Source organism: Streptomyces malaysiensis subsp. malaysiensis (assembly GCF_040653035.1).
Classification (GTDB): domain Bacteria; phylum Actinomycetota; class Actinomycetes; order Streptomycetales; family Streptomycetaceae; genus Streptomyces; species Streptomyces malaysiensis.
This window is the reverse complement of sequence record NZ_JBEZNG010000018.1, coordinates 1-16,047: the sequence shown is the minus strand read 5'-3', so window position 1 is coordinate 16,047 and position 16,047 is coordinate 1. Positions and strand designations below refer to the sequence as shown.

The 16,047-nt window shown below is 71.4% G+C and carries 1 protein-coding gene; it reads left to right on the top strand.

Annotated elements, in window-relative coordinates:
* Positions 1-85: 85 nt before the first annotated feature.
* Positions 86-16,047: type I polyketide synthase (locus tag AB0E24_RS29880; protein WP_359381600.1), on the top strand; the 15,962-nt coding region annotated here is incomplete at its 3' end.

Below are 16,047 nucleotides of genomic sequence, written 5' to 3'. Positions count from 1 at the left end.
CGGCCGCCACCACGGCGCACCCACGAAGCCACACCACCTGCCCGCCGACCACCCCGCTCCCGAAGCGCGACCCCGAGAGGTTCTGATGTCGGAACAAGAAAAGCTGCTCGGCTACCTCCGGCGGGTGACGGCTGATCTGCACCAGACGCGGCAGCGCCTTCAGGACGTGGAGTCCGCGGCCCGCGAGCCGATCGCGATCGTCGGGATGAGCTGCCGCTTCCCCGGCGGGGTGCGTTCCCCCGAGGAGTTCTGGCGGCTGCTGAGCGGGGCCGAGGACGCCATCACGGCGTTCCCCGAGGACCGCGGCTGGGACCTCGGCTCGCTCTACGACGCGGACCCCGACCGGCCGGGCACCTCCTATGCGCGCGAGGGCGGATTCCTGCACGACGTCGGCGACTTCGATCCCTCCTTCTTCGGGATCTCGCCACGTGAGGCGCTGGCGATGGACCCCCAGCAGCGGTTGCTGCTGGAGACCTCGTGGGAGGCCATCGAGCGGGCGGGCATCGATCCGGACTCGCTCCGGGGCAGCCGGTCCGGCGTCTTCGTCGGGGCCGTGGCCCCCGACTACGGGCCGCGGGTGCACGAGGCCACCGACGGTGTCGAGGGCCATCTGGTGACCGGCAGCGCCATCAGCGTGGTGTCCGGGCGCGTGGCCTACAGCCTGGGCCTGGAGGGCCCGGCCGTCACGGTGGACACCGCGTGCTCCTCGTCGCTGGTCGCCCTGCACCTGGCCGTACAGGCCCTGCGGCAGGGGGAGTGCTCCCTCGCCCTGGCCGGTGGTGTCACCGTCATGGCCACACCCGGCACCTTCATCGGCTTCAGCCGGCAGCGCGGACTCGCACCGGACGGCCGGTGCAAGCCCTTCGCGGCGGCGGCCGACGGTTTCGGGCCCGCCGAAGGCGCGGGCATGCTCTTCCTGGAGCGGCTCTCCGACGCACACCGCAACGGGCACCCCGTGCTGGCCGTCGTCCGTGGCACGGCGACCAATCAGGACGGTGCGAGCAGCGCGCTGTCCGCGCCCAACGGGCCGTCCCAGCAGCGGGTGATCCGTCAGGCGCTGGCCAATGCCGGGCTCACGGCCGGGCAGGTCGACGCCGTGGAGGCACACGGGACGGGTACGAAACTGGGCGACCCGATCGAGGCCCAGGCCCTGCTGGCCACCTACGGCCGTGAGCGCACCGCGGACCAACCGCTGCTGCTGGGGTCGGTCAAGTCGAACATCGGGCATACGCAGGCGGCGGCCGGTGTGGCCGGTGTGATGAAGATGGTGCTGGCGATGCGGCACGGTGTGCTGCCCCGCACCTTGCACATCGACGAGCCGTCCCCGCATGTGGACTGGACTGCGGGCACCGTCGAACTCCTCACCGAGGCCACCCCATGGCCCGAAGGTGAGGAACCGCGCCGGGCCGGGGTGTCCTCATTCGGCATCAGCGGCACCAACGCCCACGCCATCATCGAGCAGGCGCCACCACCGGCCGCCACCGATGCCACCTCCGGCACGGACGTGGCGGAGTCGGCGGAGGCGCCCCGGACGGTGCTGCCGCTCGTCCCCTGGCCGCTGTCGGGCAAGTCAGAGGCGGCGCTGAGCGCCCAGGCCACGCGGCTGCTGGACCACGCGGAGCAGCACCCGGAGGTCACGGCAGGGGACATCGGACTCTCCCTCGCCACCGCACGGACCGCCTTCGACCACCGTGCGGTCGTGCTGGCATCCGACCGTGCGGACGCGGTACGTACCCTGGCCGATCACCTCGCGGGCCGGGCGACCTCCGGGCTGGTCGAAGGCGTCGCCAGGCGCAGCGCCGGAGTCGCCTTCGTCTTTCCCGGCCAGGGCTCGCAGTGGGTGGGGATGGCAGCCGGGCTGCTGGATTCTTCCCCGGTGTTCGCCCGGCGGATCGGTGAGTGTGCGGCGGCCCTGGCCCCGCATGTGGACTGGTCACTCGTGGACGTGTTGCGCGGCGGGGAGAGCGCCGCGGCCGCGTTGGAGCGGGTGGATGTGGTGCAGCCCGCCCTGTTCGCGGTGATGGTCTCGCTGGCGGAGCTGTGGCGCTCGTACGGAGTCGAGCCCGCGGCCGTCATCGGCCACTCACAGGGCGAGATCGCCGCCGCGTGTGTCGCCGGGGCGCTCTCCCTGGAGGACGCCGCACGCGTCGTGGCGTTGCGGAGCAAGGCGCTGCGGGCGCTGTCCGGGCGCGGCGGCATGGCCTCGGTGTCGCTGCCCGTGGAACGCGTACGGGAGCGGATCGCCGCATGGGGTGAGCGGCTGTCGGTGGCGGCGGTGAACGGCCCCTCGGCGGCCGTGGTCTCCGGCGACGCCGACGCGCTGGACGAGCTGCTGACCGCCTGTGAGGCGGAGGAGATCCGGGCGCGCCGCATCCCCGTCGACTACGCCTCGCACTCCGCCCACGTCGAGAGCCTCGAGGACGAGATCCGGCGCACCCTCGCCGGGATCGCCCCGCGACCCTCCTCGGTGCCGTTCTACTCGACGGTGACCGGCGGTGTGCTGGACACCACGGAGCTGGACGCCGGCTACTGGTACCGCAACCTCCGCGGGACCGTGCGTTTCGACGACACCGTACGGGTGCTTCTCGACGAGGGCTTCCAGACGTTCGTGGAGGCCAGCGCGCATCCGGTGCTGACCATGGGCATCGAGCAGACGGCCGACGACCACGGCACTGAGGTGGCGGCCATCGGTTCGCTGCGCCGCGACGAAGGCGGGCCGGAACGCTTCCTGACCTCCCTGGCCGAGGCGCACGTCGGCGGCATCGCCGTCGACTGGCGGAAGGTTTTCGCCGGGACCGGTGCGCACCCCGTCGACCTGCCCACCTACGCCTTCCAGCACCAGCGCTACTGGCTCACCTCGGCCACCACGGCGCGTCCCATCGACGGCACCTCGGCCGAAGACGCCGCGGACGCGCACTTCTGGCAGGCCGTGGAGCGCGAGGACGCCGAGGCGCTGGCCGCAACCCTCCAGGTCGAATCCACCGAGCAGCACACCTCGTTGGGCACCGTCCTGCCAGCCCTCGCACAGTGGCGCCGTCAGCGGCGCTCCGAATCGACCGTGGACGAGTGGCGCTACCGTGTGATCTGGCGCCCCACGAGCGGCACCCCGGCCCCCTCGCTCACGGGGCCATGGCTGCTGCTGGCACCCGGCTCCCGTACCGGCGACCCGCTGGTCACGGCCTCCCGCGAGGCACTCGCCGGACACGGCGCCGATGTCGTCCTCGTCGAACTGGGCGAAGACGACGCGGACCGCGCCACGGTGGCCGAGCGGCTGCGCGCCGCCACCGCCGACCACCCGCTGAACACGTTGTCCGGGGTGCTGTCGCTGCTGCCGCTGGACGAGCGCCCCTATCCCGCACATCCGGTGGCCACCACCGGCCTGACCCTGACCCTCGCGCTGATCCAGGCCCTCGCCGACCTCGGTGTCCGGGCACCGCTGTGGTGCGCCACCCGGGGCGCGGTGTCCATCGGCAGCTCCGACCCGCTCACCAGCCCCGCCCAGGCCGCGGTGTGGGGCCTGGGCCGGGTGGCCGGAGTGGAGTACCCGGACAGCTGGGGCGGGCTGATCGACCTGCCGCGGACCATGGACACCCGGGCCGGGACCCGGCTCGCCGGAGTACTCGCGGCCGGTGGCCCCGAGGACCAGGTCGCGATCCGCGGCTCGGGCGTGATGCTGCGCCGGCTCGAACCCGCGCCCCTCGGGAACACCCCCGCGCGGCGCGCCTGGAAGCCCCGTGGCACGGTCCTCATCACCGGTGGCACCGGTGCCCTCGGCACCCATCTGGCCCGGTGGCTGGCGCACAACGGCGCCGAACACCTGGTGCTGACCAGCCGTCGTGGGCCGGCGGCCCCCGGCGCGGAAGACCTGGTCGCCGAACTCGCCGAACAGGGCACCCCGGTCACCGTCGCCGCCTGCGATGTGGCCGACCGCGCCGCGCTCCAGCGCGTCCTCGCGGCCATACCGGACGACCAGCCGCTGACCGCCGTCATCCATGCCGCGGCCCATATCGACCTGGCCGGGCTGGGCGCCACGACTTCGGCGGAGTTCGCCCAGGTCATGGACGCGAAAGTGGCGGGCGCGGCCCATCTGGACGAGTTGCTGGGCGACACCCCGCTGGACGCCTTCGTGCTGTTCTCCTCGGTCTCCGGGCTGTGGGGCGTGGGCGACCACGGCGCGTACGCCGCCGCAAACGCCTACCTGGACGCGCTCGCGGAGCGACGGCGGGCGAACGGCCTGTCGGCCACCTCGGTGGCCTGGGGAGTGTGGGACGCCACCGGCGACAACATGCCCGAGGCCCTGGACCTGGACCAGTTGCGGCGGCGCGGACTGCGGTTCATGGACCCCGCGCTCGGCGTCGCCGCACTGCGGCAGACACTCGACCACGACCAGACCCACCTGGCGATCGCCGATATCGACTGGGACAGCTTCATCCCGGTCTTCACCTCCGCCCGCCCCAGCCCGCTGCTGGACGAACTGCCCGCGATGCGACGCATTCAGGAGGGCACCGACGGCGACGCGGCGATCGCGAACGCCTCGGCCGACGCCTCCTCGGGCCTGCGGCAGCGGCTGGCCGGACTGACCCCCACCGAGCGTGAGCACACCGTCCTGGAACTGGTGCGCGCGCAGGTGATGGCCGTCCTGGGCCACGCCACCTCGGACGCGGTGGACTCCGAACGAGCCTTCAAGGACCTCGGATTCGACTCGCTGACCGCCGTCGAGCTGCGCAACCGGCTGAACGCCGCCACCGGGCTGCGCCTGCCCGCCACGCTGGCCTTCGACTACCCCAGCACCGCCGTACTGAGCGAGCACATCCTCACCGAGCTGACGGGGGCGGCGACCGACGGCGAGGCCGACGTCCCCGCCCTCACGAACACGGCGGCCGGGGTGGCGGTGCCCCGGGCCGTGCCCGCGGACTCCGACGACGACCCCATCGCCATCGTGGCGATGAGCTGCCGCTACCCGGGCGGAGTGGCCTCCCCCGAGGAGCTGTGGCAGCTGATCGTGTCCGGTGGTGACGCGATCGGCGGACTGCCCACCGACCGGGGCTGGGACATCGAGGGCATCTACGACCCGGACCCGGACGCGCCCGGCAGGACGTATGTACGCGAGGGCGGATTCCTCTACGGCGCGGGCGAGTTCGACCCGGCGTTCTTCGGTATTTCGCCGCGTGAGGCGCTGGCGATGGACCCCCAGCAGCGGCTGCTGCTGGAAACTTCATGGGAAGCCTTCGAGCGCGCCGGTGTGCCGGCGCTCGCGCTGCGCGGCAGCCGCACCGGCGTCTTCATCGGCTCCAACTACCAGGAGTACGGACCGCGAGTGCACGAGGCGCCCGAGGGCTCCGAAGGCCACCTGATGACGGGCAGCGCGGCCAGCGTGGTGTCCGGACGCGTCGCATACGCCTACGGCTTCGAGGGCCCCGCGGTGACGGTGGACACCGCGTGCTCGTCGTCGCTGGTGGCGCTGCACCTGGCGGCCCAGGCACTGCGGAACGGGGAGTGCTCGCTGGCGCTCGCCGGTGGGGTCGCCGTCATGCCGAACCCCGGCGCCCTCATCGGCTTCAGCCGCCAGCGGGGCCTGGCGCTCGACGGCCGCTGCAAGGCGTTCGCGGGGGCCGCGGACGGAATGGGGCTCGCGGAGGGCGTCGGTGTGCTGCTGCTGGAGCGGCTGTCCGACGCACGGCGCAACGGGCACCGGGTGCTGGCGGTGGTACGGGGCAGCGCGGTCAACCAGGACGGCGCGTCGAACGGTCTGACGGCGCCGAACGGCCCCTCCCAGCAGCGGGTGATCCGGGCGGCGCTGGAGAGCGCCCGCCTGTCGGCCGCCGAGGTGGACGCGGTGGAGGCGCACGGTACGGGGACGAAGCTGGGCGATCCCATCGAGGCGCAGGCGCTGCTCGCGACGTACGGCCAGGAGCGGACAGCCGAGGACCGGCCGCTGTGGCTGGGCTCGATCAAGTCGAACATCGGTCATACGCAGGCCGCCGCGGGTGTGGCCGGTGTGATGAAGATGGTGCTGGCGATGCGGCACGGGGTTTTGCCGAGGACGCTGCATGTTGATGAGCCCTCGCCGCATGTGGACTGGTCGGCGGGCGCGGTGGAGCTGCTGACGGACGAGGTGGAGTGGCCGGACGCGGATCGTCCGCGGCGTGCGGGGGTGTCGTCGTTCGGTATCAGCGGCACCAACGCACACGTGATCCTGGAACACCTTCCGGAGGAGCAGCCGGTCGCCGGGCCTGTGACCGAGGGCCCCGAGGAGCCGGGGCTGGTGCCGTGGGTGGTGTCGGCGAAGTCCGAGGGTGCGCTGCGGGCGCAGGCGGAGCGGTTGCTGTCCTACGCCCGGGGTGAGGCCGGGGCGGAGGCGTCGGTGGCCGATGTGGCGTTGTCGCTGGCCACGACCCGGTCGGCCCTTGAAGAGCGGGCGGTGGTGCTGGCGGGTGACGGTGAGGGGTTCGCCGCTGGGTTGGGGGCGCTGGTGGAGGGCGTTCCGGCGGCTGGTGTGGTGCGGGGTTCGGTGCTGCCGGGGAAGTTGGCGGTGTTGTTCTCGGGGCAGGGCAGTCAGCGGGTCGGGATGGGCCGGGAGCTGTATGAGGCGTTCCCGGTGTTCGCCGACGCGTTTGACGAGGTGTGTGCGCTGTTCGACATGGAGTTGGCGCGCCCGCTGCGGGATGTGGTGTTCGGGGATGCGGACACGGATGTGTTGGATGAGACCGGGTTTACGCAGTGTGGGTTGTTCGCGGTGGAGGTGGCGCTGTTCCGGCTGGTCGAGTCGTGGGGTGTGCGGCCGGATTTCGTAGCGGGGCATTCGATTGGTGAGTTGGTGGCGGCGTATGTGGCGGGTGTGTTGTCGCTTGAAGACGCGTGTGTGTTGGTGGCGGCTCGTGGGCGGTTGATGCAGCAGCTGCCGTCGGGTGGGGTGATGGTGTCGGTGCAGGCCGCCGAGGCGGATGTCCTGCCGTTGTTGGCCGGTTGTGAGGCCGAGGTGAGTGTGGCGGCGGTCAACGGTCCGCGCTCGACCGTGATCTCCGGTGTGGAAGACGCGGTGATGGAGGTCGCTGGGCTGCTGGAGGCCGAGGGCGTCAAGACGAAGCGGCTGCGTGTTTCGCATGCCTTCCATTCGCCGTTGATGGAGCCGATGCTGGCGGAGTTCCGGCAGGTGGCGGAGGGACTGTCGTACGCGCCCCCGCGCATCCCCGTCGTATCGAACGTGACGGGCGGGGTGGCGGATGCCGAAACGCTGTGCTCGGCCGAATACTGGGTGCGGCATGTCCGCGAGACCGTGCGCTTCGCCGATGGGGTGCAGACCCTGGCCGGACAAGGAGCGGTCACCTACCTGGAGTTGGGCCCGGACGGAGTCCTTTCCGGGATGGGGCAGGAGTGCGTCCCGGACGCCGTATTCGCCCCTGTTCTCCGCACCGGTCGAGAAGAGACCGCCTCGGTCATGGAGGGGCTGGCGCAGATCCATGTGCGGGGCCGCTCCGTGGACTGGGCCGCCCAGCTGGCACCTGCGGGACCCCGGCCCGTCGAGCTGCCCACGTACCCCTTCCAGCGGGAGCACTTCTGGCTGGAGTCGTCCGTCTCGACGGCTGAGACGGGGAGCGCGGATGCCGTGGACGCCGAGTTCTGGGACGCGGTGGAGCGTGAGGATCTGCCCGCGCTCACGGACACGCTGGCGGTGACGGACGAAAGCGGCGCCGGCGAATCGCTCGCGGCGGTGCTGCCGGTGCTCTCGTCCTGGCGTCGCCGTGGTCGTGAGCGCGCCACGGTGGACGGGTGGCGCTACCGCGTGTCGTGGTCGCCGGTGTCCGATGGGGCGGGGACGCTGACGGGGCCGTGGCTGCTGGCGGTCCCCGCGGGGATGGCCGCCGACCCATGGGTATCGGCATGTGCGGATGCCCTCACCGGGCGTGGTGTGTGGCCGGTGAAGGTCGAGCTGGGGCCCGATGACACCGACCGTGAGGCGGTGGCGGCGCGGCTGCGCGAGGCGCTGGCCGGGTCCGAAACGACCGATGTCACAGGGGTGTTGTCCCTGCTGGCGCTTGCCGAGGGCCGACATGACCAGTACCGGTCGGTGCCCCTGGGCGTGGCATTGACGCTGTCGCTGGTGCAGGCGGTGGGCGATGTGGGTGTGGCCGCTCCGGTGTGGTCCGTGACGCGCGGCGCGGTCGCTGTGTCTGGTTCCGAGAACGTGCGCGAGGTGGAGCAGGCGGCGGTGTGGGGGCTGGGCCGGGTGGCCGGGTTGGAGGTGCCGGAGCGGTGGGGCGGTCTGCTGGACCTGCCCGAGGTGTGGGATGCGCGGGTGGCGGATCGTCTGGTGGGCGTGGTGAGTGGTCGTGTGGGTGAGGTTGAGGTGGCGGTGCGGGCGTCGGGGGTGTTTGGGCGTCGTGTTGTCCGGGCGTCGGTGGGCGGAAGCACCGTTGGGGGGTGGGTGCCGTCGGGGACGGTGTTGGTGACGGGTGGTACGGGTGCGTTGGGTGGGCATGTGGCGCGGTGGTTGGCGGGTTTGGGTGCGGAGCATCTGTTGCTTGTTTCGCGTCGTGGTCCTGGGGCTGAGGGTGTGGATGAGTTGTGTGCTGAGCTGCGTGGGGTGGGTGTTCGGGTGACGGTGGTGGCGTGTGATGTGGGTGATCGTGAGGCGTTGGCCGGGGTGTTGGCCCGGGTGCCGGTGGAGTTTCCGCTGACGGCGGTGGTGCATACGGCGGGTGTCCTCGATGACGGGGTGCTGGACGGGCTGTCGGTGGGGCGGTTCGAGGGTGTGTTGCGGGCGAAGTCGGAGGCGGCGTGGCATCTGCATGAGTTGACGTGTGAGTTGGGTCTTTCGGCGTTTGTGTTGTTTTCGTCGTTTTCGGGGGTGGTGGGTGCGGCTGGGCAGGCGAATTATGCGGCGGCGAATGCGGTGTTGGATGCGTTGGCGGAGTGGCGGCGTGGTGCGGGGTTGCCGGCCACTTCGGTGGCGTGGGGACCCTGGGCCGACAACGGCATGGCCGTCAGCAGCGCCGAAGTCAGCCGCACCATCCGGCGCAATGGCATGACCGCGATGGATCCACGGCTCGCTCTGGCGGCGCTGGAGCGCGCCATCACCCACTCGGACGCCGCACTCGCCGTTGTCGACGCCGACTGGGAGCGTTTCGCCGATACCTTCGAGGCGCGGCGGCTTTCCCGGCTGCTCAGCGGAGTCCCGGAAGTCCGGAAGCTGGCCGCGGCCACCCGGCCGGGCGACACCGAAACGCCCTACATCGAGGGGTCTTCGGCGCTCGTCCGCCGGCTGGAGGCACTGTCCGGAGCCGAACGCCAGCGAAGCCTGCTGGAGCTCGTGCGTGCCCATGTGGCCGCCGTACTCGGGCACAGCGGTGTGGACGCCATCGGGCCCGGCCGCGCCTTCATGGAGATCGGCTTCGACTCCCTGACCGCGGTGGGCCTGCGCAACCAGCTCAGCGAGGCCACGGGCGTCCAATTCCCGGCCACCCTGGTCTTCGACTACCCCACACCGACCGCGCTCGCCGGATATCTGCTCACCGAACTGCTCGGCAGCCACCAGCAGACGGACGGCGCGACCGCCGACGTGGCCACGACCGAGTCCACCGCGACGGATGATCCGATCGCGATCGTCTCGATGAGCTGCCGCTTCCCCGGCGACGTACGCTCCGCCGAAGACCTGTGGCGGCTGCTGGCGGCCGGAGAGGACGCCGTCTCGGCCTTCCCCACGGACCGTGGCTGGGACCTCGACGGACTGTACGACACGGACCCGGACGCGCTCGGCAAGAGCTACGTACGCGAGGGTGCGTTCCTCTCCGAGGTGAGCGGCTTCGACGCGTCCTTCTTCGGCATCTCGCCACGCGAGGCGCTGGCCATGGACCCGCAACAGCGGCTGCTGCTGGAAACGTCGTGGGAGCTGTGGGAACGGGCCGGAATCGACCCCGAAACGGTGCGCGGCAGCCGTACCGGCGTGTTCATGGGCACCAACGGCCAGGAGTACGTGTCCCTGCTCGACCGTGCCCCCGAGACCACCGAGGGCTATGTGGCCACCGGAAACGCGGCCAGCGTCGTCTCCGGTCGCATCTCCTACACCTTCGGCTTCGAGGGCCCGGCGGTCACGGTGGACACCGCCTGCTCGTCGTCGCTGGTGGCGCTGCACCTGGCGGCACAGTCGCTGCGGCAGGGTGAGTGCTCTCTCGCGCTCGCCGGTGGCGTTTCGGTGATGGTCTCCCCGCGTGGCTTCGTCGAGTTCAGCCGCCAGCGGGGCCTGGCGCCCGACGGCCGGTGCAAGCCGTTCGCGGCCGCCGCCGACGGCACGGCCTGGGGTGAAGGCGTGGGCATGCTGCTGCTGGAACGGCTGTCGGACGCGCGCCGCAACGGCCATGAGGTGCTGGCGGTGGTACGTGGCTCCGCCGTCAACCAGGACGGTGCCAGCAACGGCCTCACCGCGCCCAATGGGCCGTCCCAGCAGCGGGTGATCCGTCAGGCGCTGGCCAACGCCGGGCTCACGGCCGGGCAGGTCGATGTCGTGGAGGCACACGGTACGGGTACGACGCTGGGCGATCCGATCGAGGCGCAGGCACTGCTCGCCACGTACGGGCGTGAACACACCGACGACCAGCCCCTGTGGCTGGGGTCCATCAAGTCCAACATCGGGCACACCCAGGCGGCCGCCGGCGTGGCGGGTCTGATCAAGATGGTGCTGGCCATGCGGCACGGTCTGCTGCCCGGGATGCCGAACGTGGACGAGCCCAGCCCGTACGTGGACTGGTCGCCCGGCACCGTCCAACTGCTGGCCGAGGCCACGCCATGGCCCGAGACCGGTCGGTTGCGGCGGGCGGGCGTGTCCTCCTTCGGCGTCAGTGGCACCAACGCCCACATCATCCTCGAACAGGCTCCGCCGCGGGATCCGGAGCCCGAGCGGCCCATGGTGGACGGGCCGGTCGGCGGGGTGGGGCGGATACCCGGCACCCCATGGCTGGTGTCGGGCAAGTCCGAGGCCGCGCTGCGCACCCAGGCGGACCGGCTGCTGGCCCATGTGCGTGCGCGGGCGGAGCTCTCGGCCGAGGACGTCGGGCTGTCGCTGGCGACGACGCGCAGTGCGTTCGAGCACCGTGCGGTGGTGCTGGCCGGGGACCGGGATGGACTGGTCGACGGTGTGGCCGCGCTCGCGGAGGGCCGGGACGCCTCGGGGTTGATCCGGGGCATGGCCGGTGCTGATGGTCGTGCGGTGTTGGTCTTCCCTGGTCAGGGGTCGCAGTGGGTGGGGATGGCGGCGGGATTGTTGGAGTCTTCGCCGGTGTTCGCGGAGCGGGTGGGTGAGTGTGCGGCGGCGTTGGCGCCGTTTGTGGAGTGGTCGCTCGGGGATGTGTTGCGGGGTGGTGAGGGTGCTGCGGCCGTGTTGGAGCGGGTGGATGTGGTGCAGCCCGCTCTGTTCGCGGTGATGGTGTCGTTGGCGGAGTTGTGGCGTTCGTACGGTGTCGAGCCTGCTGCTGTTATTGGGCATTCGCAGGGTGAGATCGCGGCGGCGGGTGTGGCGGGTGCGTTGTCGTTGGAGGACGCCGCGAGGGTGGTGGCGTTGCGGAGCAGGGCGTTGCGGGCGTTGTCGGGTCGTGGCGGCATGGTGTCGGTGTCGCTGCCCGTGGAGATGGTGCGGGAGCGGCTGGTCCGTTGGGGCGAGCGGCTGTCGGTGGCGGCAGTCAACGGACCCTCGGTGGTCGTGGTTTCCGGCGATGCCGACGCCCTGGACGAGCTGCTGGCCGTATGCGAGGGCGATGGGATCCGGGCACGCCGTATCCCTGTGGATTACGCCTCCCACAGCGCCCATGTCGAAGCCATCGAGGACGAGTTGCTGCGAGAGCTCGCGGGGATCAGCCCTCGGTCGTCGTCGGTGCCGTTCTATTCGACGGTGACCGGTGGGGTGCTGGATACGACCGCGTTGGACGCCGGGTACTGGTACCGCAATCTGCGTCAGACCGTGCGTTTCGACGAGACCGTCCGCGCCTTGCTGGCTGACGGCTTCGATACGTTCATCGAGGCCAGCGCACACCCCGTCCTGACGATGGGTGTGGAGCAGACCGCCGAGGACCACGGCACCCGGGTCACGGCTGTCGGGTCGCTGCGCCGCGACGAAGGCGGTCTCGACCGCTTCGCCACCTCCTTGGCCGAGGCGTACGTGGGCGGCGCGTCCGTCGACTGGCCTGGGGTGTTCGCGGATACGACGGCAAAGCGCGTCGATCTGCCGACGTACGCCTTCCAGCACCAGCGCTATTGGGTCGAGCCTTCGGCGGTGGCGGGCGATGTGTCCTCGGCCGGGCTGGTCTCCGCGGACCACCCCCTGCTCGGCGCGGCGGTCGCGCTGCCCGAGTCCGGCGGACATCTGTTCACCGGTCGGCTCTCCCTCAGGTCGCACCCCTGGCTGGCCGATCACACCATCCACGGCACCGCGCTGCTCCCTGGGTCCGCCCTGGTCGAGTTGGCGCTGCGAGCCGGTGACGCGGTCGGCTGCGCCCACCTGGGGGAGCTGACACAGGAAACGCCCCTCGCCCTTCCCGAGCGCGGCGCCGTTCAGCTGCAAGTGACGGTCGGGAGCCCGGACGACTCCGGACGACGCACCGTGAACCTCTACTCGCGCTTCGAGGACGGGCCCGCCGACCTGCCGTGGACGCACCATGCCACCGGTGTGCTGATCACGGAGGGGCCCACCATGCCGACGGAAACCGGGCTCGGTCAGTGGCCACCGGCGGACGCCGAGCCGATCGATATCGCCGCACGGTATCCGAGCGCGGCCGCGCTCGGCGGAGTGGAGTACGGACCCGCCTTCCAGGCCCTGCGCCATGCGTGGCGTCGCGGTGAGGAGATCTTTGCCGAGGTGGCGTTGGCGGAGGACATGCGCTCGGACGCCGGCCGCTTCGGTCTGCATCCGGTGCTGCTCGACGCGGCCCTGCACGCCGTGGCCGATCTGGCGGCCGACGACGGCGGCGGCCGCGTCCGGCTCCCGTACCGCTGGACCGGGATGTCCTTGTACGCCACCGGCGCGACGACCCTGCGCGTACGGCTCGCCACGGAGCCGGAACGGAACGACGGTGTGTCGATCCTGCTGGCGGACGAATCGGGCCACGCGGTGGCCGACGTGGCCGCGATGGTGACCCGTACCTTCACGGCGGAGCAGCTCACCGGGGGCCGGATGCCCCATGAGTCACTGTTCCGGGTGGAGTGGATGAGCGTCCCGGCAGGCTCATCCGGGGCCGAGCCGGACCGGTCCCACTGGACGGTCGTCGGCCCTGACGGCGCGGAGCTGCGCACCGCACTCGAATCCGGCGGGGGCCGGATCGACGAGTACGACGACATGGGCGCACTGCTCCGGTCCGACGCATCGGCCACGGCCGTCCCCGACCTCGTGCTCCTGCCGTTCCTCACCGCCTCGGCCACCGACACCGTCGAGGCGGGAGGCGACCTCGTGTCCGTGGCACACCAGGCGACGCATCGCGCACTGGACGCGCTCCAGGCATGGCTGGCCGACGCGCGGTGCGCCGACGCGCGACTGGTGGTGGTGACGCGCGGTGCGGTGGCGGCCGTGCCGGACGAGGATGTGCCGGATGCGGCGGCCGCCACGGTCTGGGGTTTGGTGCGCTCGGCGCAGGCCGAACATCCGGACCGATTCATGCTGGTGGATCTGGAGAGCCTGGAGTGGGCCGCCGAGGCGATCGGTGCGGCGGTGGCCACCGGAGAGCCTCAGATCGCCGTGCGTGGGGGAGGTCTGTCCGCCCCCAGGCTGACCCGGGCCCTGGTTCCCGTGGCGTCTCAGCGCGAGCTGGTGTGGGAGCCCGACGGTTCGGTACTGATCACGGGCGCCAGCGGTGTACTGGGTGGGCTGGTGGCGCGTCATGTGGTCGCCCGCCATGGGGTGCGCAGCGTGGTGCTGGTGTCGCGACGCGGCCGCGACGCGGCGGGTGCCGCGGAGCTGGAGGCCGAGCTCACCGAAATCGGCGCACACGTGGTGTTCGAGGCGTGTGATGTCGCGGATCGTGAGGCGTTGGCCGGTGTGCTTGCGCGTATTCCGGTGGATCGTCCGTTGCGTGGTGTGGTGCATGCGGCCGGTGTGCTGGATGACGGTCTGGTCGAGTCGTTGACGCCGGAGCGCATGGACGCGGTGTTGCGGCCGAAGGTGGATGCGGCGGTGCATCTGGATGAGTTGACGCGCGGCCTGGATCTGTCGGCGTTTGTGGTGTTCTCGTCGGCGGCTGCGACCTTCGGTGCGGCGGGGCAGGGGAATTATGCGGCGGCGAACATGTTCCTGGATGCTCTGGCGGCGCGTCGTCGGGCGCGTGGGCTTGCGGGGGTGTCGTTGGCCTGGGGCTTCTGGGCCGAACGCAGCGATATGACCGGCCACTTGGGCGAGGTCGACATGGCCCGGATGGCCCGGTTCGGGATGACCCCGCTGTCCGCCGACGAGGGGCTGGCCCTCTTCGACGCGGCACACACGGCCGGTGACGCCCTGTTGGTGCCGACGCGCATGGACGTCGCGGTGCTCCGCGAACACGCCCGTCCCGGCACCACACCCGCACTGCTGCGCCACCTCATCGGCGCCCCGGCCCGCCGAGTGATCGACGCCACTGCCGAGGGCCAGGACGGTGCCACCGCCCTCGTACGGCGTCTCACGGGACTGCCCCCGTCCGAGCGGGAGAACGTCCTGCTGGAACTGGTGACCGAGCATGCGGGAGCCGTGCTCGGCCATACGGAATCGGACGCGATCGCTCCCGACCGTGCGTTCAGCGAGATCGGCTTCGACTCGCTCACCGCGGTCGAGCTGCGCAACCGCCTCAACGCCGGCACCGGGCTTCGGCTTCCGGCCACGCTGGTCTTCGACTATCCGACACCGATCGCCGTCGCCCGCCACATCCTCGGCGAGGTGATGGGCTCCGAACAGGCCGGGGCCTCGGCCGTCGACCGGGCCCGGGCCACGCCGTCGGTGCGCAAGGACACGACCGACGACGAGCCGATCGCCATCGTCGGAATGGGCTGCCGCTTCCCGGGCGGTGTGCGTACGCCCGAAGAGCTGTGGCAACTGCTCATCAGCGGTGGGGACGCGATCTCGGGGTTGCCCGACGATCGTGGTTGGGACCTGGAGGGTCTGTATCACCCGGATCCTGATCACCGGGGCACGGCGTATGCGCGTGAGGGTGGTTTCCTCTATGACGCGGGTGAGTTCGATCCGGAGTTCTTCGGTATTTCGCCGCGTGAGGCGTTGGCGATGGATCCGCAGCAGCGGTTGTTGCTGGAGACGTCGTGGGAGGCGCTGGAGCGGGCTGGTATCGACCCGGCCTCGGTGCGCGGCAGCCAGACCGGCGTCTTCTGCGGGCTGACCTACCACGACTACGGCGATGCGGTGCACCAGGCCGGCGAGGCCGCCGAGGGCTATCTCATGACCGGCAACGCCGGAAGCGTGGCCTCGGGGCGTATCTCCTACACCTTCGGCTTCGAGGGCCCGGCGGTGACCGTGGACACGGCATGCTCGTCATCCTTGGTGGCGCTGCATTGGGCCGCACAGGCGCTGCGGCAGGGCGAGTGCTCGCTGGCCCTCGCGGGTGGCGCGACGGTCATGGCCCGCCCGGTCGCGTTCGTCGAGTTCAGCCGTCAGCGCGGACTGGCCCCGGACGGGCGCTGCAAGCCCTTCGCGGGGGCCGCGGACGGTACCGGCTGGGCCGAGGGCGTCGGAATGCTGTTGCTGGAGCGGTTGTCGGATGCGCGGCGGAGTGGTCATCGGGTGTTGGCGGTGGTGCGTGGTTCGGCGGTGAATCAGGATGGTGCGTCGAATGGGTTGTCGGCGCCGAATGGTCCGTCGCAGCAGCGGGTGATTCGGGCGGCGTTGGAGAGTGCTCGGTTGTCGGCCGCTGAGGTGGATGCGGTGGAGGCGCATGGTACGGGGACGACGCTGGGTGACCCGATTGAGGCGCAGGCGTTGCTTGCGACGTATGGCCAGGAGCGGGCGGTGGAGGGTTGGCCGTTGTGGTTGGGGGCGGTGAAGTCGAACATCGGTCATACGCAGGCGGCTGCGGGTGTGGCGGGTGTGAT